The 24,255-nt window shown below is 71.7% G+C and carries 22 protein-coding genes; 10 read left to right on the top strand and 12 right to left on the bottom strand.

The window, feature by feature from the left end; genetic code table 11:
• Positions 1–140: 140 nt before the first annotated feature.
• Both PWG71_RS07750 and PWG71_RS07745 read left to right on the top strand, forming a co-directional pair.
• Entirely contained in the window at positions 141–698 is a 558-nt protein-coding gene (locus tag PWG71_RS07750) for a hypothetical protein (protein WP_274808870.1), read from the top strand.
• Positions 699–867: 169 nt separating this feature from the next.
• On the top strand, positions 868–1,416 hold the full coding sequence (locus PWG71_RS07745) for an RNA polymerase sigma factor (protein ID WP_274808869.1): 549 nt from the start codon (positions 868–870) through the stop codon (positions 1,414–1,416).
• Positions 1,417–1,477: 61 nt separating this feature from the next.
• Here the strand turns inward: PWG71_RS07745 and PWG71_RS07740 are convergent, their stop codons facing one another.
• The 4 genes from PWG71_RS07740 to PWG71_RS07725 all read right to left on the bottom strand — a co-directional run bounded on the left by PWG71_RS07740 (position 1,478) and on the right by PWG71_RS07725 (position 7,042).
• Positions 1,478–2,812: a M16 family metallopeptidase gene (locus tag PWG71_RS07740; RefSeq protein ID WP_274808868.1), complete on the bottom strand. Its 1,335-nt coding sequence runs from the start codon at positions 2,810–2,812 to the stop codon at positions 1,478–1,480.
• 111 nt (positions 2,813–2,923) lie between these two features.
• Complete coding sequence (locus PWG71_RS07735) at positions 2,924–5,257, bottom strand: polyribonucleotide nucleotidyltransferase (RefSeq protein ID WP_274808867.1); 2,334 nt, start codon at positions 5,255–5,257, stop codon at positions 2,924–2,926.
• 311 nt (positions 5,258–5,568) lie between these two features.
• Positions 5,569–5,838 (bottom strand): 30S ribosomal protein S15, encoded by a 270-nt coding sequence (gene rpsO / locus PWG71_RS07730; RefSeq protein ID WP_274808866.1) that lies wholly within the window; start codon positions 5,836–5,838, stop codon positions 5,569–5,571.
• A gap of 256 nt (positions 5,839–6,094) precedes the next feature.
• On the bottom strand, positions 6,095–7,042 hold the full coding sequence (locus PWG71_RS07725; RefSeq protein ID WP_274808865.1) for a bifunctional riboflavin kinase/FAD synthetase: 948 nt from the start codon (positions 7,040–7,042) through the stop codon (positions 6,095–6,097).
• A 338-nt stretch (positions 7,043–7,380) separates the two neighbouring features.
• On the opposite strand from PWG71_RS07725, the gene PWG71_RS07720 reads away from it, so the two are divergent.
• On the top strand, positions 7,381–8,286 hold the full coding sequence (locus PWG71_RS07720; protein WP_274808864.1) for an alpha/beta fold hydrolase: 906 nt from the start codon (positions 7,381–7,383) through the stop codon (positions 8,284–8,286).
• 71 nt (positions 8,287–8,357) lie between these two features.
• On the opposite strand, the gene truB is transcribed toward PWG71_RS07720, so the two are convergent.
• From truB to rimP, 7 genes are all read right to left on the bottom strand, one after another.
• A complete protein-coding gene (gene truB, locus PWG71_RS07715; RefSeq protein ID WP_274808863.1) occupies positions 8,358–9,245 on the bottom strand; it encodes a tRNA pseudouridine(55) synthase TruB in 888 nt (295 codons plus the stop codon).
• A 93-nt stretch (positions 9,246–9,338) separates the two neighbouring features.
• On the bottom strand, positions 9,339–9,779 hold the full coding sequence (gene rbfA / locus PWG71_RS07710) for a 30S ribosome-binding factor RbfA (protein WP_274808862.1): 441 nt from the start codon (positions 9,777–9,779) through the stop codon (positions 9,339–9,341).
• 2 nt (positions 9,780–9,781) lie between these two features.
• Complete coding sequence (locus PWG71_RS07705) at positions 9,782–10,078, bottom strand: DUF503 domain-containing protein (RefSeq protein WP_274808860.1); 297 nt, start codon at positions 10,076–10,078, stop codon at positions 9,782–9,784.
• An 83-nt stretch (positions 10,079–10,161) separates the two neighbouring features.
• Complete coding sequence (gene infB, locus PWG71_RS07700; protein ID WP_274808859.1) at positions 10,162–13,485, bottom strand: translation initiation factor IF-2; 3,324 nt, start codon at positions 13,483–13,485, stop codon at positions 10,162–10,164.
• Between the two features lie 212 nt (positions 13,486–13,697).
• Complete coding sequence (locus PWG71_RS07695) at positions 13,698–13,976, bottom strand: YlxR family protein (protein WP_274809093.1); 279 nt, start codon at positions 13,974–13,976, stop codon at positions 13,698–13,700.
• A 58-nt stretch (positions 13,977–14,034) separates the two neighbouring features.
• Positions 14,035–15,048, bottom strand: coding sequence for a transcription termination factor NusA (nusA, locus tag PWG71_RS07690; protein ID WP_274808858.1), 1,014 nt, complete (start codon positions 15,046–15,048; stop codon positions 14,035–14,037).
• A gap of 24 nt (positions 15,049–15,072) precedes the next feature.
• Entirely contained in the window at positions 15,073–15,558 is a 486-nt protein-coding gene (gene rimP, locus PWG71_RS07685) for a ribosome maturation factor RimP (RefSeq protein ID WP_274808857.1), read from the bottom strand.
• Positions 15,559–15,894: 336 nt separating this feature from the next.
• On the opposite strand from rimP, the gene PWG71_RS07680 reads away from it, so the two are divergent.
• Together PWG71_RS07680 and PWG71_RS07675 are read left to right on the top strand one after the other, a co-directional pair.
• Positions 15,895–16,392 carry a ferritin-like domain-containing protein gene (locus tag PWG71_RS07680; protein WP_274808856.1) on the top strand — a complete coding sequence of 166 codons (498 nt, stop codon included), beginning with the start codon at positions 15,895–15,897 and terminating at the stop codon, positions 16,390–16,392.
• A 31-nt stretch (positions 16,393–16,423) separates the two neighbouring features.
• Positions 16,424–16,870 (top strand): ferritin-like domain-containing protein, encoded by a 447-nt coding sequence (locus PWG71_RS07675; RefSeq protein WP_274808855.1) that lies wholly within the window; start codon positions 16,424–16,426, stop codon positions 16,868–16,870.
• Positions 16,871–16,934: 64 nt separating this feature from the next.
• Here the strand turns inward: PWG71_RS07675 and PWG71_RS07670 are convergent, their stop codons facing one another.
• The gene (locus tag PWG71_RS07670; protein ID WP_274809092.1) at positions 16,935–18,671 is read right to left on the bottom strand and encodes a proline--tRNA ligase; all 1,737 of its coding nucleotides are present in this window, start codon (positions 18,669–18,671) and stop codon (positions 16,935–16,937) included.
• 162 nt (positions 18,672–18,833) lie between these two features.
• On the opposite strand from PWG71_RS07670, the gene PWG71_RS07665 reads away from it, so the two are divergent.
• The 5 genes from PWG71_RS07665 to PWG71_RS07645 all read left to right on the top strand — a co-directional run bounded on the left by PWG71_RS07665 (position 18,834) and on the right by PWG71_RS07645 (position 23,990).
• Positions 18,834–19,676, top strand: a complete 843-nt coding sequence (locus PWG71_RS07665; RefSeq protein WP_274809091.1) for a spermidine synthase — start codon at positions 18,834–18,836, stop codon at positions 19,674–19,676.
• A gap of 109 nt (positions 19,677–19,785) precedes the next feature.
• Positions 19,786–20,961: a sensor histidine kinase gene (locus tag PWG71_RS07660; RefSeq protein WP_274808854.1), complete on the top strand. Its 1,176-nt coding sequence runs from the start codon at positions 19,786–19,788 to the stop codon at positions 20,959–20,961.
• On the top strand, positions 20,958–21,641 hold the full coding sequence (locus tag PWG71_RS07655) for a response regulator (protein WP_274808853.1): 684 nt from the start codon (positions 20,958–20,960) through the stop codon (positions 21,639–21,641). The genes PWG71_RS07660 and PWG71_RS07655 overlap by 4 nt, the downstream gene beginning before the upstream one ends.
• 167 nt (positions 21,642–21,808) lie before the next feature.
• The gene (locus tag PWG71_RS07650) at positions 21,809–23,053 is read left to right on the top strand and encodes a cytochrome ubiquinol oxidase subunit I (protein ID WP_274808852.1); all 1,245 of its coding nucleotides are present in this window, start codon (positions 21,809–21,811) and stop codon (positions 23,051–23,053) included.
• A gap of 19 nt (positions 23,054–23,072) precedes the next feature.
• On the top strand, positions 23,073–23,990 hold the full coding sequence (locus PWG71_RS07645) for a cytochrome d ubiquinol oxidase subunit II (RefSeq protein ID WP_274809090.1): 918 nt from the start codon (positions 23,073–23,075) through the stop codon (positions 23,988–23,990).
• Positions 23,991–24,255 lie beyond the last annotated feature (265 nt).

Genomic DNA, 24,255 nt, shown 5'->3' with positions numbered 1-24,255 from the left:
GCCCCGTGACGGGCGGCGCCCGCGCCCCGACCGGACCGTCGGACCACCCCGGGACCCGATGTCGCGACCCGGTCCACGGCCCCCGCCACGGTCGCCCGACCCGGTGCCGACACGGGCGGACCGGGTGCGACGATGGTGGGATGTCGGAGCGGACGCCCCTGCGCGCGATTCGCACCGGGGCCTTCGCCTCGGTGTGCGTCGCCGTGTCCGTGGGCGGTCACGCCGCCTCCTCCGGGCAGGGGGTGCCGCCCCTCGGACTGCTGCTCGGCGCGCTCGTGATCCTGGGTTCGGCCTGGGTCCTCACCGGCCGCGAACGGCGGTGGGGGGCGATCACCGGCTGGATGCTGTGGGGCCAGCTCGCCCTGCACCTGGTCTTCTCCCTCACCGCGTCGGCCGGTCACCGGCACGACGAGACCCTCGCCCCCGTCCTGGACGGCGGGGCCGGGATGCCGGCCGGGCACATCGTGGCCGCCATGGTGTGCGCCTGGTGGCTGCGTCAGGGGGAGTCGACGCTCTTCGCCTACCTGCGCTCGCTCACCGCCGCGTTCTTCCCGTTGTTCCCTCCCCTCGCGGTCCGCGTCCCGGCCGATCCACCGCGTCCCCGGCCGCTCGACCGGCCGGTCCCCGTGCCCACCGCCCCCTACCTGCGACACAGTCTGGCCCTGCGGGCCCCGCCGCTCTCCCCCGGCACCCGGTGACCGTCCCCGACCGGCCCTGATCCGGCCGGCGGCCGCCCGGTGTGCCCGCGGTCGCCCGGAAGGCTCCTGAGGCCCCGGGCGCGTTCGCACGCCCGACCACGCCGGGCGTGCCCCACATCGTCCCCGCGCGCCCGGGGTCCACCGGCGCGCGCCCGGAACCGGGAGAGCCGTGTCCACGTCCACCGTCACCACGTCCACCTTCGCCACGCCCTCCGACGAACTCGACCGCCTCGCGGCCGAGGCCCGCACCGGATCCCCCGACGCCTTGGAGGACCTCGTCCGAGGTACCCGCGACGACGTCGCCCGCCATATCGCCCGACGGGTCCCCGCCGACCGGGTCGAGGAACTCGTCCAGGAGACCTACCTGAGGGCGCTGCGCGCACTGCCCGGGTTCGGCGGCCGCTGCCCCGTCCGGGCCTGGCTGTTGACCATCGCCCGCAATACCGTCGCCGACCGCTATCGACACGACTCGGCCCGTCCCCGGTGGGTGGGAGAGGCCGCGGTCGAGGGCATCGCCCCCGACCGGTTCGACGAACACCTCGCGCTGAGGTCGCTCATCGAGGAACTGCCCGCCGAACGCCGACGGGCGTTCCTGCTCACCCGGGTCGAGGGGCTGAGCTACGCCGAGGCCGCACGGGCCCTGGGCGTGCCCATCGGCACCGTCCGTTCCCGGGTCGCCCGGGCCCGCGCCGACCTGCGTCGGGACCTGTCGGTCTGAACACGGACCGGGCCCGTCCTCCGCGTGCGGAGGACGGGCCCGGGAACGTGGATCGGGTCGATCAGAAGGTGCGGCCCTCGTCGTAGGGGCCGATGACCGCCAGCGCGCGCGGCCGCGACAGCAGCTCGGCGGCGACCTCGGCCACCTCGACGCCCGTCACGGTGTCGAACCGGGCCAGGTCCTCGTCGATGGAGAAGTGGCGCGGGTGGTTCAGCTCGTGGGAGAGCAGTCGGCCCATCCGGGCGTTGGTGCCCTCGCTGCCGAGCACCAGGGATCCCTGGATCTGCCCCTTGGCCCGGCGCAGTTCCTCGTCGGTGATACCCGACGCCGCCACCTTCGCCAGCTCGTCCCGGCACACCCCGATGACCTCGTCGGCCTTCTCCGGCAGGCACCCGGCGTAGATCTGGAACGTCCCGGTGTCGGCGTAGCCGGTGTGGTAGGCGTGGACGGAGTAGGCCAGTCCGCGCTTCTCGCGCACCTCCTGGAACAGGCGCGAGGACATGCCGCCGCCCAGGGCGGCGCTGAGCAGCCGCAGCGCGTGCCAGCGCGGGTCGGTGCGCGTGATGCCCTCCGACCCCAGGATGATGTGCGCCTGCTCGGTCTCGCGCGACTGCACCACCGTGCCGTCGTGAACGGTGACGGGTCCGCCGTCGATGCGGGGTCGGGCCGGACGGGCGTCACCGGCGGCGGACAGCCGGTCGGCGAACATGTCGCGGATCTGCGCCACGACCTGGTCGTGGTCCAGACTGCCGGCGGCCGTGACGATCAGTTCCGCGGGCACGTAGGCGTCCCGGTACTGCTCGAAGATCCGGTCGCGGGGCAGCGCCTTGATGCTGTCCGCGGTGCCCAGGATCGGGCGGCCCAGCGGGGTGTCACCGAAGAAGTGCGCCGCGAAGACGTCGTCCACCAGGTCGGCGGGCTCGTCCTCGTACATGGCGATCTCCTCCAGGATCACGCCGCGCTCGGTCTCCACCTCCCCCGCGTCCAGGACGGAGTTGGCCACCATGTCACCGACGACGTCGATGGCCAGCGGAAGGTCCCGGTCGAGGACCTTCGCGTAGTAGCAGGTGTGCTCTTTGGTGGTGTAGGCGTTGTGGTCGGCGCCCACACCGTCCAGCAGCGCGGAGATCTCCAGCGCCGAACGGGTGTCGGTCCCCTTGAACAGCAGGTGCTCCAGGAAGTGCGCCGACCCCGCGTGCGCGGCGTCCTCGTCACGCGATCCCGTGGTCGCCGAGATCCCGAAGGCGGCCGACCGGCCGCCCGGGATGTGCTCGGTGACGACGCGCAGGCCACCGGGCAGCACGGTCCGGCGCACCAGGCCGGAACCGCCGTCCGGGTCCAGCAGCGTCACGGTCGTGCCCGGCTCCTGCTCGGCGGCGATGGGGACAGAGCTCATGAAACCTTCTTCTTCGCGTCGAATGCGTCGTGTCGGTGTGGCGCCCGAGGATACGCGGTGGGGGCGGCCGCACCCCATGGTGCGACCGCCCCCTCACGTGATCAAGCGGGATCAGGTGTTCTCGGAACGGCCGCCGGAGCGACGGCGGCGCCGACGCGGGGCCGCGCCATCGTCACCGTTGTCGTTGTCGTCGTCCGTGGCGGCGGGCTCGTCCGCCGCGACCGGGGCCTCATCCTCGGCGGGAGCCGAAGCGGCGGGGGCCGAAGCGGCCGACTCGGCCTCGACGACCTCGACCGGGACCAGCGACAGCTTGCCGCGGTCGTCGATCTCGCGGATCTCGACCTGGATCTTCTCGCCGATGCCGATGACGTCGTCGAGGTTCTCGATCCGCTTGCCGCCGTGCAGCTTGCGGATCTGCGAGATGTGCAGCAGGCCGTCCTTGCCGGGCAGCAGCGACACGAACGCGCCGAACGTCGTGGTCTTGACGACGGTGCCCAGGTAGCGGTCGCCGACCTCGGGCATGGTCGGGTTCGCGATCTGGTTGATCGTGTCGCGGGCGGCCTCGGCGGAGGGACCGTCGGTGGCACCGATGTAGATGGTGCCGTCGTCCTCGATGGTGATCTCGGCGCCGGTCTCGTCCTGGATCGAGTTGATCATCTTGCCCTTGGGGCCGATGACCTCGCCGATCTTGTCGACCGGGACCTTGACGGTGAGGATGCGCGGAGCGTTCGGGCTCATCTCGGCCGGACGCTCGATGGCCTCCTGCATGACGTCGAGGATCGCCAGACGGGCGCCGCGGGCCTGCTGGAGCGCGAGGGCCAGCTGCTCGGCGGGGATGCCGTCGAGCTTGGTGTCGAGCTGGAGCGCCGTGATGAGGTCACGGGTACCGGCGACCTTGAAGTCCATGTCGCCGAACGCGTCCTCGGCACCGAGGATGTCGGTGAGGGTGACGAACTCGTCGCCCTCGCTGATCAGACCCATGGCGATGCCGGACACCATCTCCTTGAGCGGCACACCGGCCGACAGCAGGGACATGGTGGAGGCGCAGACCGAGCCCATCGAGGTGGACCCGTTGGAGCTGAGCGCCTCCGACACCTGACGGATGGCGTACGGGAACTCCTCGCGCGCGGGCAGGACCGGGATGAGGGCGCGCTCGGCGAGGGCGCCGTGCCCGATCTCGCGCCGCTTGGGCGAGCCCACTCGACCGGTCTCGCCGGTGGAGTAGGGCGGGAAGTTGTAGTTGTGCATGTAGCGCTTGGTCCTCTCAGGATTGAGAGTGTCGACCATCTGCTCCATGCGCAGCATGTTCAGGGTGGTGACGCCCAGGATCTGGGTTTCACCGCGCTCGAAGAGCGCCGAGCCGTGGACCCGCGGCAGCACGCCGACGTCGGCGGACAGCGGACGGATGTCCTTGGGGCCACGACCGTCGATGCGGACCTTGTCGCGCAGGACGCGCTCGCGCATCAGGTTCTTGGTCAGCGAGCGGAAGGCGGCGCCGATCTCCTTCTCGCGGCCCTCGAAGCCCTCGGCGACCTTCTCGGCCGCCGTGGCCTTGACGGCGTCGAGCGTGGTCTCGCGCTCCTGCTTGTCGGCGATGGTGAGCGCCTTGGCCAGGTCCTCGCGGACCGCGGCCTCGACGGCGGCGTACACGTCGTCCTCGTAGTCGAGGAAGATCGGGAACTGGCCCTCTTCGCGACTGGTCTGGTCGGCGACGGCCTGCTGGGCACGGCACAGCACCTTGATGAAGGGCTTGGCGGCTTCGAGGCCCTCGGAGACGGTCTGCTCGTTGGGGCCGACGGCCCCCTCGGCGACCAGCTTGATGGTGTTCACCGTGGACTCGGCCTCGACCATCATGATCGCGACGTCGCCGTCCTCAAGGACACGACCGGCGACCACCATGTCGAAGGTGGCGTCGTTGAGCTCGGTGTGGGTCGGGAAACCGACCCACTGGCCGTCGATCAGGGCGACGCGCACGCCGCCGAGCGGACCGGAGAAGGGCAGCCCGGCGATCTGCGTGGACATCGAGGCGGCGTTGATGGCCACGACGTCGTACAGGTGGTCGGGGTGCAGGGCCAGGATCGTCTCGACGATCTGGATCTCGTTGCGCAGGCCCTTCTTGAACGACGGGCGCAGCGGCCGGTCGATCAGGCGGCAGGTGAGGATGGCGTCCTCGGAAGGACGGCCCTCACGCCGGAAGAAGGAGCCGGGGATCCGACCCGCGGCGTACATGCGCTCCTCGACGTCCACCGTCAGCGGGAAGAAGTCGAGGTTCTCCTTGGGCCGCTTCGAGGCGGTGGTGGCCGACAGGACGACGGTCTCGTCGTCCAGGTACACCGTCGCGGAGCCGGCGGCCTGGCGGGCCAGGCGACCGGTCTCGAAGCGGATGGTACGGGTGCCGAACTTGCCGTTGTCGATGACGGCTTCGGCCGAGTAAACGCCCTCCATGGGCGACCTCCTACTGCACGTGTTCGCGTTGGTATGTGCCGCACGGCTCGATGCCGTGGGCGCGTGGTCATGCTTCCCGCGTCCGTGCCCCGGAGTTGATGACGGCCGGTCATCGATCGAAGCCCACGGGGCCCCCTTGCGGGAACCTTCCGGAGGCCACTACCGAGGACCGGCCTCGACTCTGCGGCCGAGGGAGTGGTGAGGACGCGGGTGGTCTCTGTTGAATCTGTGGCTGTCGTGCGGTCGTGACCGACGACACGTACACCCTACTAAGAAAGAGGGAGCGACCGAAGCCGCTCCCTCCGACGAGCCTAGCGGCGCAGACCCAGACGCTCGATGAGGGAGCGGTAGCGGGTGATGTCCTGCTTGGCGATGTACTTGAGGAGACGGCGGCGGCGGCCGACCATCAGGAGCAGACCACGACGGCTGTGGTGGTCGTGCTTGTGGTCCTTGAGGTGCTCGGTGAGCTCGGTGATGCGGTGCGTGAGCAGCGCGACCTGGACCTCGGGGGAGCCGGTGTCAGCCTCGCCGGTGGCGTACTCGGCGATGATCTTCTCTTTGGTGGCGGCGTCGATCGACACGTCGTTCCTTTTCTGAAAAATCGGCACGCAGGGCGACCCCGGTCCGCAGGAGCCGGGATCAGACGCGGTGACCGCGCGTGCGAACAGTCACCGTCGCGTGTGCTGCGCGGTTCCCGTCGATGACGGGAGGGCATCGCGCTCCCCCACCACAGGTCACGGAGCCGTGACCTCGTGCGGGGCACACGTGGACGGATCCACCCTACCCCAAACACGAAGGCCACGGGCGCGCACGGAGCGTGGGGGCGGTCTCCCCCGCTCAGTCGACGACCAGGATCTCGCGGCAGCGGTCGACGTCGCGACGCATGGCCACGATGAGGTCGTCGATGCTGTCGAACCGTTCCTGGCCCCGGATGCGCGCGGTGAAGTCCACGGTCATCCGCACCCCGTACAGATCCAGGTCGTCGCGGTCCAGGGCGTAGGCCTCCACCGTGCGCTCGGCGCCGTCGAAGGTGGGGTTGGAGCCCACCGAGATCGCGGCCGGCCACAGCGACTCGTGCCCGGCGGCGGACTCGACCCGGCTCAACCAGCCCGCGTAGACACCGTCGCCGGGGACGGCGGTGTGGGGGGCCAGGTCCATGTTCGCGGTGGGGAAACCGAGCAGTTCGCGACCGCGCGCCGCGCCGTGCACGATCTCGCCCTCGACCCGGTGCGGGCGGCCCAGCAGTTCGGCGGCCTCGGCCACGGCACCCTCGCCCAGCAGGGCGCGCACCCGGGTGGAGGTGATGGTCTCGCCGTCGGCGACCAGGGCGACACCGTCCACGCTGAAGTCGTACTCCACTCCCAGTTCGGTCAGGACGCCCAGGTCGCCCGCGGCCCGGTGGCCGAACCGGAAGTCCTCGCCGACCACCACGGCGGCGGCGTGGAGCCGGTCCACCAGGAGCGCGCGCACGAACTCCTCGGGGGTGCGCGCCGACAGGTCCTTGGTGAAGGGCATGACGCACACGGCGTCCGCGCCGTACCCCTCCACCAGCGCGATGCGCCGTTCCACCGGGGTGAGCACGGCCGGGGCGACGCCGCGCAGCACCGCCTCGGGGTGCGGGTCGAAGGTCACCACCACCACGGGCAGGTCGAGGGCCCGTCCCCGTTCGACCGCGGTCGCCAGGAGGGCCTGGTGTCCCCGGTGCACCCCGTCGAAGACACCGACGGCCACCACGGACCGCCCCCATTCGGAGGGCACGCCCTCCGGCCCGTCCCATCGCCGCACGTTCGACTCCCCTTCGTCTCTGGCTTTCCGGGGGTCTCGGAGACCTCCCCGCCCAAGCCTGCCACGTCCCCCGCCCCCGTACCGACACGAGCCCCGCACGGCCCGTCCCGAGCACCGGGCCGTCAGCGGTGTCCCGAGGAGTGGTGGGCGTCGACGCGCCCTCGGATGTCGAGGGCCATCATCCGATAACGGACCCGGTGGGAGGAACGACGGGCCGCCCGTTCGCCAGGCGACCGGAGGGCTCACAGGGTCATGTGCACGATGCGCGCGTTGAAAACCTCGGTCCGCCGAGGGCAGAAGGGGTCGACAGTCGGTGGAGGGGCCGCTAGCCTGCCCGGATGCCGATGATCGACACGGGTTCGACCCGACTCGCCTATGACGAGGCCGGTTCCGGGCCGGCCGTGGTGCTGGTGCACGCGGGGGTCGCCGACCGGCGCATGTGGGACCACCAGTTCAGCACCCTGGCCGCCGACCACCGGGTGGTCCGGTACGACTGGCGCGGGTACGGCGGTTCCGCCGACCACGAGGGGCCGGTGGAACACCACCGGGACCTGCTGGACCTCATGGACGCCCTGGACATCGACCGGGCGAGCCTGGTGGGCGCGTCGTTCGGCGGTGCCTACGCCGTGGACGCGGCCCTGACCGCCCCCGACCGGATCGACGCGCTGGCCCTGATCTGCCCCGGGCTGTCCGGGCACCGGTGGCCGCAGTCGTTCACCGACGCGGCGGCGGCCGCCGTGGGTCCCACCGTCCCCCCCGAGCGCCTGGACCGGTACCGGGCGGGCAACGCCGAACCCGACCCCGCCGACGTGGCCGCGATGGCCAGGGCCCAGGCCGGATTCATGGTGCTGGGTCCCGGTCGGATCCCCGAGGACATGGCGCCCGAGGCCTGGGACATGAGCCTGCTGATGCTGCGCGAGCTGTTCGCGCGCCTGTGGTCCTCCCCCGTCAACACGCCTCGGTGGATCGATCCGCCCGCCAACGGGCGGCTGGCCGAGATCGGGGTGCCCACGCTGGTCGTCAAGGGCCTGTCGGAGGTGCACGAGGTGCGCGACGTCGCCGATCTGTACGCCGCCGGGATCCCCGGAGCCCGCCTGGTGGAGCTGCCCGACACCGGGCACCTGCCGTCGGTGGAGCGCCCCGCCGAACTCACCGCCGCGCTGACGGAGTTCCTGAGCGAGGACGCCCACGGGGTTCTGGAGGCCGGCGCAGGAGACGCCCGAGGAACGAGGACGTCGACGTAGCGGCCGAAGGTTCCCGTTCCCCGGGCGGCCTCGCACGAACCGAAGCGCGGCGAAGGCCGGAAGAGCACACCCTAGGCGGGTTCGAACACCACGAGCGGCTTCATGTGGTCGCGGCGGTTCTCCGCCAGCGCGATCACCCGGCCGTCCGGGGCGAAGAGCCCGATCGGCCCCGATCCCAGGCCGCTGGGGTCGATCCTGTTGCCGTTCCGGACCCGGCGCGTCTCCTCCTCGGTGAGGGTGCGCACCGGGAAGGCGACCGCGACCGCCTGCGCCAGCGGGACCTGGGTGAACTCCTTGGCGAGTTCGTCCAGGGTGTGGGCCTGCGTCAGGTCGTAGGGTCCCACCCGGGTGCGGCGCAGCGCCGTCAGGTGGCCGCCCACGCCAAGGTCGGCGCCCATGTCGCGGGCCAGGGACCGGATGTAGGTGCCGCTGGAGCAGACGATGGAGACGTCCACGTCCACGAACGCGCCCGCCTCGTCGGCGGCCCGGCGGATGTCGGTGACCGCGAACGTCGCGATGGTGACCGGCCGCGCCTTGAGCGCGACCTCCCTGCCCTCACGCGCCGACTTGTAGGCCCGTTCGCCGTTGACCTTGATCGCGCTGACCTGCGGCGGGACCTGCATGATCTCGCCGGTGAGCGTGGCCACCACCGCGTGGACCGCCTCGTCGGTCACCCCCGATGCGTCCACCCGTTCCCTCGGCTCGCCCTCGGCGTCGTCGGTGTTGGTGGTGAGTCCCAGTCGGACGGTGCCCTCGTAGGCCTTCTCCGTGAGGGTCAGGTGTCCGAGCAGCTTGGTGCCCTTCTCGATCCCCAGCACGAGGACCCCGGTGGCCATCGGGTCCAGGGTGCCCGCGTGCCCCACCCTGCGGGTGCGCGCGAGCCCGCGGGTCTTGGCGACCACGTCGTGCGAGGTCCAGTCGGCGGGTTTGTCGATCACCACGACGCCGCTCTCGGCCATCGGTCGGTCTCCTCGGGGAAAAAGGGGGACGGCGGCGTCACGCCGCCGTCCTGTCGTACTGCCTGGGGTCACGGGCCCGAAGAACGTCGAGGACTACTCCTCGTCGTCCTCGACCTCACGGGGCGCCTTGTAGGGGTCGGCGTCCCCGGCCGGGCTGGCGGAGCCGGCCCGCTTGGCCACCTCGGCGTCCGACTCACGCGCCTTGACCAGCAGTTCCTCGATGTGCTGGGCGTTCTCCCGCACCTCGTCGATGACGAAGGTCAGGCTCGGCGTGTGCCGGATACCGGTCTGGCGGCCCACCTCACTGCGGATCACGCCCTTGGCGCTCTCCAGTGCGGCGGCGGAGGCGACCCGGTCCTCGGACCCGCCGAACACCGTGTAGTACACCGTGGCGTCGCGCAGGTCGGCGGTGATGCGGGCGTCGGTCACGGTGACGAATCCCAGGCGCGGGTCCTTGATCCGCCGGTCCAGCATCTCGGCGACGATGCGCTGGATACGGTCGGCGATCTTGCGCGCGCGTGCGGCGTCAACCATCGTCAGTCTTCCTCTTCATTGAAGAGTCGCTGCCTGGCGGACAACAACTCCAGTTCGGGACGGCCCGCGACGAAGTGTTCGCAGGTGTCCATCTGCTCTCGGGCGTGGGCCGCGGTAGGGGCCACCACCGCGACACCGATCTTGGCGCGACGGTACAGATCGTGCTCCCCGACCTCGGAGACCGACACCGAGAACTTGCGGCGCAGCTCGGCGATGACCGGCCGCACCAGCGAACGCTTCTGTTTGAGCGAGTGGACGTCACCGAGAAGGACGTCCAGGGTCAGCGCCCCAACGTACAAGTGATCACCTGTGGTGTTGTGAACCGTCAAAGGCGGGGCCCCGGACACTCGTGTCCGGGGCCCCGATGGATCAGGCCTCGCGACTAGTCGCGGGGCTTCTCCTGCATCTCGTACGTCTCGACGACGTCCTCGACGCGGATGTCGTTGTAACCGACACCGATACCGCACTCGAAGCCCTCACGGACCTCGGTCGCGTCGTCCTTGAACCGGCGCAGCGACTCCACGTTGAGGTTGTCGGAGATGACGACCCCCTCGCGGATGAGCCGGGCCTTGGTGTTGCGGCGGATGATGCCGTCGCGGACGATCGAACCGGCGATGTTGCCGATCCGGGGCACCTTGAAGACCTCGCGGACCTCGGCCGAACCGAGCTTGACCTCCTCGTAGATGGGCTTGAGGAGACCCTTGACGGCGGCTTCGACCTCGTCGATGGCCTGGTAGATGACCGAGTAGTACCGGATGTCGACGCCCATGCGGTCGGCCAGTTCGCTGTTCTTGCCCTCGGGCCGAACGTTGAAGCCGACGATGATGGCGTCGGCGGAGGCCGCCAGGTTGATGTCGTTCTGCGTGATCGCACCGACACCGCGTCCGATGACCCGGATACCCACTTCGTCGCCACCTGCGTCGATCTTGAGCAGCGACTCTTCGAGCGCCTCGACCGAACCGGACATGTCACCCTTGATGAGGAGGAGCAGCTCGGAGCGCTCACCCTCCTTGAGGTGCTGCTGCCAGGTGTCGAGGGTGACCCGACGGGCCGACCTCGCCTGCTGGGCGAAGCGCTCGCGCGCCTCGCGCTGCTGGGCGATCTGCCGCGCCACCCGGTCGTCCTTGACGACCAGGAAGCTGTCGCCGGCGCTGGGCACGTTGGTCAGACCCAGCACCTGCACCGGACGGGACGGCTCGGCGCTCTGCACGTTCTGGCCGTGCTCGTCGAGCATGGCGCGAACGCGACCGTAGGCGTCGCCACAGACGATCGAGTCACCGACGTTGAGCGTGCCGCGCTGGACCAGCACCGTGGCCATGGAACCGCGACCGCGGTCCAGGTAGGCCTCGATCGCCAGACCCTGCGCGTCCATGTCCGGGTTGGCCTGAAGGTTCAGGGCCGCGTCGGACGTCAGCACGATCGATTCCAGCAGGGAGTCGATGTTGGTGCCCTGGAGAGCGGAGATGTCCACGAACTGGACGTCGCCGCCGTACTCCTCGGCCACCAGACCGTACTCCGTGAGCTGCGCGCGGACCCGCTGCGGGTCCGCACCCTCGACGTCGATCTTGTTGACCGCCACCACGATCGGCACCTCGGCCGCCTTGGCGTGGTCGATGGCCTCGGCCGTCTGCGGCTTGACGCCGTCGTCGGCCGCGACCACCAGCACCGCGATGTCGGTGACCTTCGCACCACGGGCACGCATGGCGGTGAACGCCTCGTGACCGGGGGTGTCGATGAAGGTGATCTTGCGCTCTTCGCCGTCCACCTCGGTGGCGACCTGGTAGGCACCGATGTGCTGGGTGATACCGCCGGCCTCGCCGCCGACGACGTTGGTCTTGCGGATGGTGTCCAGCAGTCGGGTCTTACCGTGGTCGACGTGACCCATCACGGTGACCACCGGCGGGCGGGCACGCAGGTCCTCTTCGGTGCCGTCGTCCTCACCGAAGTCGATGGAGAAGGACTCCAGGAGCTCGCGGTCCTCGTCCTCCGGGCTGACGACCTCGATGCGGTAGTTGAGCTCTTCGCCCAGCAGCACCAGGGTCTCGTCCGGAAGGGACTGGGTCGAGGTGACCATCTCGCCGAGGTGCAGGAGCACCTGGACCAGCGACGCCGGGTTGACCTCGATCTTGTCACCGAAGTCGGCCAGCGAAGCGCCGCGGGACAGGCGGATGACCTGGCCGTTGCCGCTCGGGATCTTGACGCCGCCGAAGGACGGGGCCTGGAGGTCGTTGAACTCCTGACGCCGCTGCTTCTTGGACTTGCGGGCACGTCCGGGACGACCGCCCGGACGACCGAACGCACCGGCCGTACCGCCGCCGCGACCGCGACCGCCGCCACCGGGACGACCGCCGAAGCCACCGCCACCGGGACGACCGCCACCGCCACCGCCGGCGCCGGGACGCGGACCGGTGCCCGCGGGGGCACCGCCACGACCGCGACCGCCGCCGCCACCGGGACGACCGCCGCCGGCTCCGCCGCGACCGGCACCCGCGGGCGGGTTCGGACGGGAGGAGGGCATGTTCATCGGGCTGGGACGCGGACCGCCGGGGCGGGGACCGCCCGGACGGGGAGCGCCGGCCGCACCACCGGGGCGCGGCACACCGGCGGCACCGCCGGGACGCGGGGCGCGCTCGCCCTGCGGACCCGGACGCGGGCCGGGGCGGGGACCGCCCGGAGCACCGGCGCCACCGGGACGCGGGGCGCGCTCGCCCTGCGGACCCGGACGCGGGCCGGGGCGGGGACCGCCCGGAGCACCGGCGCCACCGGGACGCGGGGCGCGCTCGCCCTGCGGACCCGGACGCGGGCCGGGGCGGGGACCGCCCGGAGCACCGGCGCCACCGGGACGCGGGGCGCGCTCGCCCTGCGGACCCGGACGCGGGCCGGGGCGGGGACCGCCCGGAGCACCGGCGCCACCGGGACGCGGGGCACCGCCACCCGGACGCGGGGCCGGCTTGGAACCCATGCCCGAGGCGTTGGTCTGGAACGGGTTGTTACCGGGACGCGGACCGGACGGGCGCGGGCCCGGACGGGGATTGCGGCCCTCGGAACGCGGACCGCGCTCGCCGCGCTCGGGACGGTCGCCACGCGGGCCACCCTCGGGGCGGTCACCGCGCTGCGGACGCTCGCCCCGCTCGGGACGGTCGCCCCGCTCGGGACGGTCGCCGCGCTCGGGACGGTCGCCACGCGGCCCGCCCTCGGGGCGGTCACCGCGCTGCGGACGCTCGCCCCGCTCGGGACGGCTCTGCGGGCCGGGACGGGGCGCGCCACCGGGGCGCGCGCCGGACTCGGTGCTCGGAGCCTTGAAACCCGGCTTGGGGGCGACCGGCGGACGCGCGGACTCGCCCTGAACGGACGGGGTCTGCGCCACCGGAGCCTGCGCGGCGGGAGCCGGGGGCTGCGCGGCCGGAGCCTGCGCGCTCGGCTTGGGAGCCGCGGGTCCCGGCTTCGGACCCGGCTTGGGAGCGGGCCCCGGTTTGGGGGCCGCGGAGGTCTCGCCGGAGGCGCGCGGACCGGGCTTGGGAGCCCCGCCCTTCTTGCCACCGTCGGAACCGTTGTTGAAAGCCTCTTGCAGGCGTCGCACGACCGGAGCCTCTATCGTCGAGGACGCCGAACGGACGAATTCGCCCATCTCGTTGAGCTTGGCCAGGACGGCCTTGCTCTCTACTCCGAACTCTTTAGCGAGTTCGTACACCCGGACCTTCGCCACTACTCTCCTTCAGCTTCGGTCCGGGACATGGGCCTGTGCCGGACCGTTGTTAGCTCGTACTCATCGCTGCGTACTCATCAGGCGCTCATCGCAATCTCGACCTGCTTCCTCATCGCTACACAACAATGGGCCGTTCTTTACGTGTGCAGGACACAGCACTGCACACCGACCTCGATCACTACAACCCAGAGGTCGGCCAGGACATTCCAACCCTATCGGGACGGGTTCTCCGGTGGGTCATGCGGGGCGACGCCGAACAGCGCCGCCACACGTGAGACGTCCCACCCGGTGTCACCCGGTTCCCTCCGGTAAGCGCGGGACCATACCCGGCGGCGTTCGGCCGTTTCGAAACAACGGTGATCGTCGTGCAGGTAGGCACCGCGGCCCGGACGTCGACCTCGAACGTCGGGGATGACGGCCGTGCCCTCGGCCACCATCCGAACGAGGTCGGATCGGTCTGCCCTCGACCGACACCCCACGCACGTGCGCATGGGACGGTCGGGACCGTCTTCGGCCACCATATCGTGTCGAGGCATGGGCGCGACCCGTTTAGCCGTCCGTCGCGGCGTCGCGACCACCCGTGCGGGCCTCGTCATCGACGGCTCCGGCGGTCTCCGCGTCGGAGCGGATGTCGATGCGCCACCCGGTCAGACGCGCGGCCAGGCGGGCGTTCTGGCCCTCCTTGCCGATCGCCAGGGACTGCTGGTAGTCCGGGACGATGACCCGGGCGACGCGAGCGGCCATATCGAGGATTTCCACGGAGTTGACCCTGGCCGGGGACAACGCGTTGGCCACGAACACCGCGGGGTCCTCGGAGAAGTCGACGATGTCGATCTTCTCCCCGTGCAGCTCCGCCATGACGTTGCGCACGCGGCTGCCGAGCGGGCCGATGCAGGCGCCCTTGGCGTTCACGCCGCCCCGGTTGGAACGGACCGCCATCTTGGTGCGGTGACCGGCCTCACGGGCGATCGCCGCGATCTCGACGGTGCCGTCGGCGATCTCGGGGACCTCCAGCTCGAAGAGCTTGCGCACCAGGTTGGGGTGGGTGCGCGAGAGGGTGACCGAGGGGCCGCGGTGACCCTTGCGGACCTGCACCACATAGGCGCGCAGACGCTCGCCGTGGGTATAGGTCTCGGTGGGAACCTGCTCCTGGGGCGGTAGGACCGCCTCGATCCGGCCGAGGTCGACCAGGACGTTCCGGGGGTCCTTGCCCTGCTGGATGATGCCGGAGACGATGTCGTGCTCGCGCCCGGCGAACTCGCCCAGGGTGAGCTCGTCCTCGGCGTCGCGCAACCGCTGGAGGATGACCTGCTTGGCGGTGGAGGTCGCGATGCGACCGAAGTTGGTGGGGGTGCCGTCGGACTCGCCGACGACATCGCCGTTCTCGTCGAGTTCGGCCACCCACACGATGACGTGCCCGGTCGAACGGTCGAGTTCGACCCGGGCCTTCTTCTCCGGACCCTCCTCGCGGTGGTACGCGATCAGCAGGGCGTCCTCGATGGCCCGGGCGACCAGTTCGACGGAGATGTCCTTCTCGCGTTCCAGGCTGCGCAGAACGCTCATGTCAATGTCCACGGGGCTCCCCCTCTAGTCCGCCGCGTCGGTGTCGGCGGCACGACGGAATTCCACCTGTACCTTGCCCTTGCCGATCTCGGCATGGGTGTAGGCGCGGGGCCGGCCCTCGACGTCCAGGGTGACGCCCTCGTCGTCGGCGTCGGTGACCCGACCGGTGACCTGGTCTCCGTCGGCGAGGGCCACCTGTACCAGGCGGCCCCGCGAACGCCGCCAGTGACGCGGCAGGGTCAGTGGACGGTCCACACCGGGGGAGGTGACCTCCAGGACGTAGGGCAGCTCGCCCATGACGTCGGAGGCGTCGTCCAGGAGCGCGTTGATCTCCTGGCTGACCTCGCCGACCGTGTCGAGGTCGACCCCGGTGTCGGAGTCCACGACCACGCGCAGTACCCGGCGTTTGCCGGCCGGTGTCAGCTCGACGGCGTCCAGGTCCAGTCCGGCCGCGGCCAGTACCGGTTCCAGCAGCTCGGCGATGCGCTCTTCGCGCGCCTGCGCTCCCATGTGGTGTCCGCCCCTTCAAGGCGAGAATCCCGCCCGTGCGGCCATCGCGGGGCGGTCCAGCTCTGTACGTGAGTCTTCGACTGGTGGGTCCGCTCCCCCGGTGGGGACGCGAACCGGCCGCGCGTCGCGTACGACGGCGGTTGTGGTGCAAGCGTATCCACACCCGGACCCTTTCCAGGTCGCCGTCCGCGGCGGGGACGCACCGCGAAGGATCCCGTGCGGTCCACATGCCCTGCGTCGTAAGGGGTGCGGAGAGGGAGCGGTTCCGGCTCGGGGCGTGGAAAGATGGGGTCGGCCGGCGTCGAGGACGACGCGGGGCACGGAAGGGGAGAGCGCGTGGGCCAGGGCAACGTCAGCGTCAGCCGCCGCACGGTCCTGGGCGCCGCGATGGCGGGGACCGCGATCGTGGGACTGAGCGGGTGCGGTGGGACCGAGTGGTACCCCGCCGACGTGACCCCCGACGAGCACGTGATCCGCTCGCTGCTGCGGGAGAAGGAGCTGATCACGGCCCGCTACGCCAAGGCGATCGAGACCGGCGCCGGACCGACCGACCTGTTGGAGCGGTTGCGGGGCCACCACCTGGAGCACGTGGACGCGTTGACCGCGGCGCTGCCCGAGGACGCGGTCGTCCCGGAGGAGGACCCGTCGGCGCGGCCGACGGACCCGGCGCCGGACGCCGCTCCCGACTCCGAGGGACTGCGGGTGTTGGAGACCTCGGCCGCGGCGGCGCGCATCGACCAGGCGGCCGCCGTGACCGATCCCGGTCTGGCCCAGTTGATCAGCGGCATCGGAGCCTGCGAGGCCGGACACGCCCACCTGTTGGCACGGGCGTGAACGGCGAACACGAGGAAGGGGGCGGTGACCGATGAGCGACGCCGACCTGTCCGTCGAGGCGATGGACGACGGCCCTCGGGCACTGGCCGAGGCGCTGAGCGCCGAGCACGCGGCGGTGTACGGCTACGAGTTCCTGGGCGGGGCCGGGGGCGACGACGAGTACCGTTCCCGGGCGCTGGAGGCGGCGCTGACGCACAAGGAGCTGCGTGACGAGCTGTACGCCCTGGCGGCCGCGCACGACGCCGAACCCTCGCCGGCCCTGGCGTCGTACCCGCTGCCGAAGGAGCGCGACGAGGCCTCCCTGGACGCCTTCGCGCTGGGTCTGGAGGAGTCGACGGTCCGGGCCTACCTGTGGTTGACCGCCGCCCGCGACATCGGAATGCGCACGACCGGCGCGCGCAACCTCCAGGACGCCACCCTGCGGGTCCTGGAACGCGGCGGCGAACTGACCGCCCTCCCCGGTTTCGACGGGGGCTGACCCTCTCGGGCGCACGAGGACGGCCCCGCCCCGAATCGTGCGGAGCGGGGCCGTCCTCGAAGGTTCAGGCGCGGCAGGCGGCCACGGCACGATCGACGATCGCGTCCAGGGCGACCTCCTCGCGCTCGCCGGTCGCGCGGTCGCGCAGCTCCACCACACCGTCGGCCAGACCGCGGCCGATGATGACGGCGGTGGGCACGCCCAGCAGTTCGGCGTCGGTGAACTTCACCCCCGGCGAGACGCCCTTGCGGTCGTCCACCAGTACGCGCAGCCCGCGCGACTCCAGCTCGGCGGCGATGCGCAGCGCCTCCTCGATCTGCGCGCCCTTGCCGGTCCCGATGACGTGCACGTCGGCCGGGGCGATCTCGCGCGGCCAGACGATGCCCTTGTCGTCGTGGGACTGCTCGACGACCGAGGCCACCACGCGGGAGACGCCGATGCCGTAGGAGCCCATGGTGATGCGCTTGGGCTTGCCGTCGGGGCCCAGGGCGTCGACCTGGAAGGCGTCGGTGTACTTGCGGCCCAGCTGGAAGATGTGGCCGATCTCGATGCCGCGCGCGGTGTACAGGGTGCCCCGTCCGTCCGGCGAGGGGTCGCCGTCGCGGACATCGGCGACGTCGATGACACCGTCCGGGGTGAAGTCGCGGCCGGCCACCAGGTCGAGGACGTGGTGGTCGGGGCGGTCGGCGCCGGTCACCCAGGCGGTGCCGGTGACCACGCGCGGGTCGACCAGGTAGCGGACCTTGTTGTCGAGCAGGGCGCGGGGGCCGATGTAGCCCTTGGCCAGGAAGGGGTTGGCGGCGAAGTCGGCGTCGTCCAGCAGCGCCACCTCGGTGGGCTCCAGCGCGGCCTCCAGGCGCTTGAAGTCCACCTCGCGGTCGCCGGGCAGGCCGACGGCGAGCAGCTCCCACTCCTCCGAGCCGGGGGCTCGCGTCTTGACCAGGACGTTCTTGAGGGTGTCGGCCTCGGTGAAGTCGCGGCCCAGGTCCAACTCGTTGAGGAGGTCGACGAGGGTCCGGATGGTGGCGGTGTCCGGGGTGTGGTGGACCTTCGCCTCGGGGAGCCCCTCGATCGAGAGCGCGGGCGGCTCCGGGGTGGTGACGGCCTCGACGTTGGCGGCGTAGTCCGAACCGGTGCTGCGCACGAAGGTGTCCTCACCGGTGGGCGCGACCGCGAGGAACTCCTCGGAGGCCGATCCGCCCATGGCTCCGGAGGTCGCCGCGACGATGACGTACTCCAGGCCCAGCCGGTCGAAGATCCGGATGTAGGCGGCGCGGTGCTTGTCGTAGGACTCCTGGAGTCCGGCGTCGTCGATGTCGAAGGAGTAGGAGTCCTTCATGTGGAACTCGCGACCGCGCAGCACCCCGGCCCGGGGGCGCGCCTCGTCGCGGAACTTCTCCTGGATCTGGTACAGGATGACCGGGAAGTCCTTGTAGGAGGAGTACTCGCCCTTGACCAGGAGGGTGAAGACCTCTTCGTGGGTGGGGCCGAGCAGGTAGTCGGCGCCCTTGCGGTCCTTGAGCCGGAAGAGGGTGTCGCCGTACTCCTCCCAGCGGCCGGTCGCCTCGTAGTACTCCTTGGGCAGCAGCGCGGGCAGCAGGAGTTCCTGGCCGCCCATGGCGTCCATCTCCTCGCGCACGACCCGAGCGACGTTCTCCAGGACGATCTTGCCGAGGGGGAGCCAGGAGTAGACGCCGGGGGCGGCGCGGCGCACGTACCCGCCGCGGACGAGCAACTTGTGGCTCGGCACCTCGGCGTCCGCCGGGTCCTCACGCAGGGTGCGCAGGAACAGGGTCGACATCCGCAGTAGCACGGCCACTCCTCGGTGAACGCGCCCCGTCGGGGCGCAGGTGTTGGAAGAACCAGGGGAACCCCAGGCTAGCGCCACCGGGGGTGCGCCCGCGCGGCGAACGCCCCGCCCGTGGACGACTACGCTGGGCGGGCGATCGAGGGGGACGGGGACATGGGCGGACGCAGGACGAAGGACGACGACGAGGTCATCGGGGCGCCGGGCACGGAACTGCTCGCCGACGCCGACCGGGCCGATGCGTGGTTCCTGGTGGTGGAGGGCACGCCCCAGTCGCACGTGGACCTGGCGGACCCGACCCATCTGGACTTCTCGTACGTGCGCCGGATGGCGCACGCCGCCGATCTGGTCGCCCCGGAGGGGGAGCCGATCGACGTCCTGCACCTGGGCGCGGGCGCGCTCACCCTGGCCCGCTACGTGGCGCACACCCGGCCGGGGTCGCGTCAGCGGGCGGTCGACGTGGACGCTCCACTGGTGGAGCTGGTGCGGCGCCGACTGCCGTGGGACCGGCGCGCGCAGCTGCGGGTGGGCATCGGCGACGCCCGGGAGTGGATCGCGGCCCGACACGACGCGAGCGCCGACCTGATCGTGTCCGACGTGTTCGCGGGCGCCCGCACCCCGGCGCGGTTGACGTCGGTGGAGTTCTACGCGGAGGCGGCCCGGGTGCTGCGCCCCGGGGGTCTCCTGGTCGTGAACGTGGGCGACGGCGGCGCGCTGACGCACACGCGGGGCCAGGTGGCGACGGTCCGCGAGGTGCTGCCGCACGTGGTGCTGTCGGCGGCCCCGGGGGTGCTGCGCGGTCGCCGGTTCGGCAACCTGGTGCTGACCGCCGCCCCCGGGCCGCTGCCGGTGGACGGGCTGTCGAGGCGGGCCCACCGCGACCCGGAGATGGCCCGTCTGCTCGCCGACGAGGAGCTGGACCGGTTCGTCTCGGGCCGCGCCCCGGTGCGCGACACCGACGCCGTCGACTCCCCGGCCCCGCCCGACGACCTCTTCTGATCCCGACCGCCCCGGCCCCCGGCGTACTCCCCGGGGAGTACGGCCGACACGCGGATCGTCTCCCGAGGGGGGACGGAAACCCCCGCGTGCCGGCCGTACCGTCGAGGGTGTGACAGCACCACTTCCGCGTCCCACGCGCACCGACACCTGGATCGTCCTGGGACTGTCGTTCCTCTCCGTGGGGAGCACCCTCGCGGTCGAGCTGATCTCTCCGGAACCCCACGGCCGCGCCGCCTGGCCGTGGGGGTACGCGATCATCGCCCTGGCCTGTCTCCCCCTGCTGTGGCGCGGTTCCTTCCCCCGTACGGTCGGGGCGGTCTCCGTGGTCGCCGCCACCGTCTACTATCCGCTCGGGTTCCCCGACGGGATGATCATGGTGTGCACCGCCGTGGCGCTGTACGGCCTGGTCCGGTGGGGGTACCGGGCGTTCGGGTGGAGCCTGGGGATCGGCCAGTTCGTCCTGCTCAACGGCTATGAGCTGGCGATCACCGGAACGTTCCGCCCCGAGGCGCTGGGCATCGTCGGCTGGGTGCTGGTGCTGCTGTGCTCGGCGGAGGTGGTGCGCTGGCGGCAGGAGTACCTGAAGGCGGACCGGGAGCGGCGGGCCGAGGCGGAGCGTACCCGCGGTGAGGAGCTGTTGCGGCGGGCCTCGGAGGAGCGGCTGCGTCTGGCACGCGATGTCCACGACACGGTCGCGCACAACATCTCCCTGATCAACGTGCAGGCCGGGACCGCGCTGTACCTGATGGAGAACGAGCCGGAGCGGGCCGCCGAGGCGTTGTCCACCATCAAGCGGACCAGTAAGGACACACTCGTGGAACTGCGCGGCATCCTCGGTGTGCTGAGGGCGGTGGACGAGGGCGCGCCGCGCTCCCCGGTGGCGGGGATCGACCGGCTGGAGGAGATCGCCGAGGCCACCCGGGGCGCCGGTATCGCCGTGGACGTCGAACTGGTCGGCGCCCCGACCCGGCTTCCCGCGGGCACCGACTCGGCCGCCTACCGCACCGTGCAGGAGGCGTTGACCAACGTGGTGCGCCACTCGGGGGCGGACAGGGCGACCGTGCGCGTCGAATACCGACCCACCGAACTGTTGATCGAGGTCGTCGACGACGGCCGCGGCACGCTGGGCGTGCCCGCGCCGGGCAACGGCATCACCGGGATGCGCGAGCGGGCCGCCCTGGTGGGCGGGACCGTGGACGCCGGTCCGCTGGATGGTGAAGGATTCCGGGTGCGGGCCCGGCTGCCGATCGAGGGTTCCGCCGCCGACCGAACGGGGGAACGTTGATCCGGGTGCTGCTCGCCGACGACCAGGCTCTGGTCCGGGCCGGTTTCCGCGCGCTGCTGGACAGCGCGGCCGACATCCAGGTGGTCGCCGAGGCCGCCGACGGCGAGGAGGCGGTGCGGCTGGCCCGCGCCGAACGCCCCGACGTGATCCTCATGGACATCCGCATGCCGGGGGTGGACGGCCTGGCGGCCGCCGCGCGCGTCATCGCCGAACCGGCGCTCGGGGCGACCCGCGTCATCATCCTGACCACGTTCGACCTGGACGAGTACGTCTTCGAGGCGCTGCGCTCGGGGGTGAGCGGTTTCCTGGTCAAGGACACCGAGCCGCGCGACCTGCTCCAGGCCGTGCGGGTGGTGCACGAGGGCGAGGCCCTGCTGTCCCCCGGCGTCACCCGCAAGTTGATCTCCGACTACACGAGCCGCCCGCGCACCGCCCCCTCGCCCTCACCGCGGTTGAACGGCCTCACCGACCGGGAACGGGAGGTGGTGGCGCTGGTGGGCCGTGGGCTGTCCAACGAGGAGATCGCCGCGGAGCTGGTGCTCAGCCCCGCCACCGCCAAGACCCACGTCAGTCGGGCCATGGTGAAGCTGGGTGTGCGCGACCGGGCCCAACTGGTGGTGCTGGCCTACGAGTCGGCCCTGGTCACCCCGGGGTGGAGCGAGGACGGGACGACTTCCTGAGGCGGTCCCGGGGTCCTCTCCGGGTTGTCCCGTAGCCCTCACGGAGTAGAGCGCGGGGGCGACTACCACCGGAGGAGGCGGGCGAAAGCCCTCCCGCGGACGATGCCGGGCACCGGACCTCCACCGGATGCTTCTCGTGTTCCCGATGACGATCACGAGGCCCCGCGATGTTCGACGATCCCCTCCTCCTGGCGCGGCTCCAGTTCGCGTTCACGGCGGCCACGCACTACATGTTCGTGGCCCTGACCCTCGGTCTGGCCCCCTACATCCTCGTCACCCAGCTGCGGGCGACGGCGGGCGGCGACCGGGGCCGGATGACCGCCGTCCGCTTCTGGGGCGGCCTGTACCTGGTCAACTACGGCATGGGCGTGCTCTCCGGACTGGTCATGGAACTCCAGCTGGCGGTGAACTGGACCGGCCTCCAGAAGATGTACGGCTACTCCTTCGGGGCTCCGCTGGCCCTGGAGACGATGACGGCGTTCTTCATCGAGTCCACGTTCCTGGGTCTGTGGATCTTCGGGTGGAACCGGATGGGCCGGTGGGCGCACCTGTCCTGCTTCGCGGTGGTGACGGCGACGGCGTACCTGTCGGCGTGGTGGGTGCTGGTGTCCAACGGCTTCCTGCGCCATCCGGTCGGCTTCGAGATGGTGGACGGGGTCGCGCATCTGACCGACCCGGCGGCGTTGCTGACCAACCCCGCTGCCACCATGGCGTTCGGGCACATCGTGACCGGAACCCTGCTGGTGGGCGGCGCGGTGGTCATCGCGGTGAGCGCGTACCACCTGCGTCGCGGGAACGACCCGCACCGGATCTTCGCGCGCGGCATCCGCTACGGGACGCTGGTGATGTGCCTCGTGCCGATCCCGGTGGCGGCCTTCGGCGGGGTGCAGTTCGAGCTGTTCGGCCAGGCACCGCCCACCAGCGGACAGACCTACTCGGCGTCGGAGATCGAGGCCGTCGAGGCGGCCGGGAGCGCGGTGCACCCCGCCATCGGCCCGACCGCCGACGCTCTCATGATGGGCATGTGGGCCCTGATGTTCTTCCTGGGACCGGTCCTGCTGCTGGCCTGGCCGCTCGGCGGCCTGGACCGGTGGCGGTGGTTCCTGGCGCCACTGGTCGTGCTCCCGTTCGCCCCCTACCTGGCGAGCGTCGGCGGGTGGGTGTTCCGGGAGACCGGCCGCCAGCCCTGGACCGTCGTGCACCACCTGACGACCGCCGACGCGATGACACCGCTGTCCCCGGCGGCCGCCGCGATCTCCTTCGGTCTGTTCACGGTGGCGTTCGCCGTCCTGGCCGGTGTGACCTACTGGCTGCTGGTGCGCTATGCCCGGCGCGGTCCCGAGGACGGTCCCCTCGCCGATCACCGCGACCGGGAGCCCGCCGAGGCCCCCGTCCCCGCCCCCACGTTCTGAACCGGAGCCGTGTGCCATGTTGGACGTTCTCTCCACCCTGCTGCTCGTCCTGTTCCTCGTGGGTCACCTGGTCCTGGCCGGGGCCGACGTGGGCCTGAGCATGCTGATGCCGCGTGTGGCCCGCGGTCCCGCGCAGCGACGACGGGTGGTGGCCGCGATCGCCCCGTACTTCCTGGCCTCGGAGGTGTGGCTGGTCGCCCTGGTCGGGATCCTGGCCGGGCTGTTCCCCGCGCTGGAGCACCACGTGGTGGCGGAGCTGTGGCCGGTCCTGGTGGTCCTGACCGTCGGGCTGCTGGTCCGTGACGCGGGCCTGTGGCTGCGCTCCCGGGTGCCGGACGACCGGTGGCGGGCGGTGTGGGACGGCGCCGTCGTGGCGGGCGGCTGGACCCTGGCCCTCGCCTGGGGGTGGGTGACGGCGTCGCTGATCGCCGGGGATCCGGCGGTGACCCCGTTCACCGTGGCGTGCGCGTCGACCGTGGTGTCCCTGTTCGCGTTGCGCGGCGCGGCCTTCGGCGCCGAGCGTCTGGTCGAGGATCCGACGGCCGAGAGCGCGGACGTGGCCGCCCGCGACACCCGGTGGCTGGCGGGTGTCGCCCTGGCGGCGACCCTGGTGACGGTGGTGGCCGCGGTGCCGGGACCGGGTCCGGTGGATCCGTCGGCGGCCGCGATCCCGACGGCGGTGATGGCCGTGGCCCTGACGGCGACCCTGGGGACGTCCGGTCCGATGCTGTCGCGGTACACCTCGGCGATCGCGATCGCCGTGCCGGGTGTGACGGTGGCGGTGGCCTCCGGGCTGCCGGTCGCCTCGATTCCGGACACGACGGCGGTCCTGGTCTGGTCGGTCCTGACCCCCGCGATTCCGGTCATGCTCATCGGTCAGGTTTGGCTCTACCGAATGACGCGCCGGCCGAGCCGCTCCCCCGGTTTCTTCGCCTGAGGTCCGGTATCGGAGACCGGGCGGTGCGGGGCCTCCCGGTCGGCGCCGAGGGTCGGCGTGTCGGGTCAGGGTTCGTCGATGAAGTCCCCTCGGATTGGGAAAGCCCCGGCACGGGCAGGTCATCTGTCGGGAACCGTGCCGTCCGGGCACGGTGGACCGGACTTCGGACCGATCCCGAGGAGGGAACATGACCCACCCCTTGACCAATCCCCCGAGCGCCTGCGGCTGTGGTTCGGGCTGCGGCTGCGGTTGCCAGAACGGCGGT

The organism is Nocardiopsis sp. N85 (assembly GCF_028882275.1).
In the GTDB taxonomy this organism is placed as follows: domain Bacteria; phylum Actinomycetota; class Actinomycetes; order Streptosporangiales; family Streptosporangiaceae; genus Nocardiopsis; species Nocardiopsis lambiniae.
The sequence above is the reverse complement of the archived record's forward strand: the minus strand, read 5'-3'. Positions and strand labels throughout refer to the sequence as shown.

Excerpts from the sequence above, each read along its gene's own strand:
- PWG71_RS07750 (WP_274808870.1), top strand. The coding sequence starts at position 141 with ATGTCGGAGCGGACGCCCCTGCGCGCGATTCGCACCGGGGCCTTCGCC.
- PWG71_RS07740 (WP_274808868.1), bottom strand. The coding sequence starts at position 2,812 with ATGAGCTCTGTCCCCATCGCCGCCGAGCAGGAGCCGGGCACGACCGTG.
- PWG71_RS07735 (WP_274808867.1), bottom strand. The coding sequence starts at position 5,257 with ATGGAGGGCGTTTACTCGGCCGAAGCCGTCATCGACAACGGCAAGTTC.
- PWG71_RS07720 (WP_274808864.1), top strand. The coding sequence starts at position 7,381 with ATGCCGATGATCGACACGGGTTCGACCCGACTCGCCTATGACGAGGCC.
- truB (WP_274808863.1), bottom strand. The coding sequence starts at position 9,245 with ATGGCCGAGAGCGGCGTCGTGGTGATCGACAAACCCGCCGACTGGACC.
- rbfA (WP_274808862.1), bottom strand. The coding sequence starts at position 9,779 with ATGGTTGACGCCGCACGCGCGCGCAAGATCGCCGACCGTATCCAGCGC.
- PWG71_RS07695 (WP_274809093.1), bottom strand. The coding sequence starts at position 13,976 with ATGCGCACGTGCGTGGGGTGTCGGTCGAGGGCAGACCGATCCGACCTC.
- nusA (WP_274808858.1), bottom strand. The coding sequence starts at position 15,048 with ATGAGCGTTCTGCGCAGCCTGGAACGCGAGAAGGACATCTCCGTCGAA.
- rimP (WP_274808857.1), bottom strand. The coding sequence starts at position 15,558 with ATGGGAGCGCAGGCGCGCGAAGAGCGCATCGCCGAGCTGCTGGAACCG.
- PWG71_RS07675 (WP_274808855.1), top strand. The coding sequence starts at position 16,424 with ATGAGCGACGCCGACCTGTCCGTCGAGGCGATGGACGACGGCCCTCGG.
- PWG71_RS07670 (WP_274809092.1), bottom strand. The coding sequence starts at position 18,671 with ATGTCGACCCTGTTCCTGCGCACCCTGCGTGAGGACCCGGCGGACGCC.
- PWG71_RS07665 (WP_274809091.1), top strand. The coding sequence starts at position 18,834 with ATGGGCGGACGCAGGACGAAGGACGACGACGAGGTCATCGGGGCGCCG.
- PWG71_RS07650 (WP_274808852.1), top strand. The coding sequence starts at position 21,809 with ATGTTCGACGATCCCCTCCTCCTGGCGCGGCTCCAGTTCGCGTTCACG.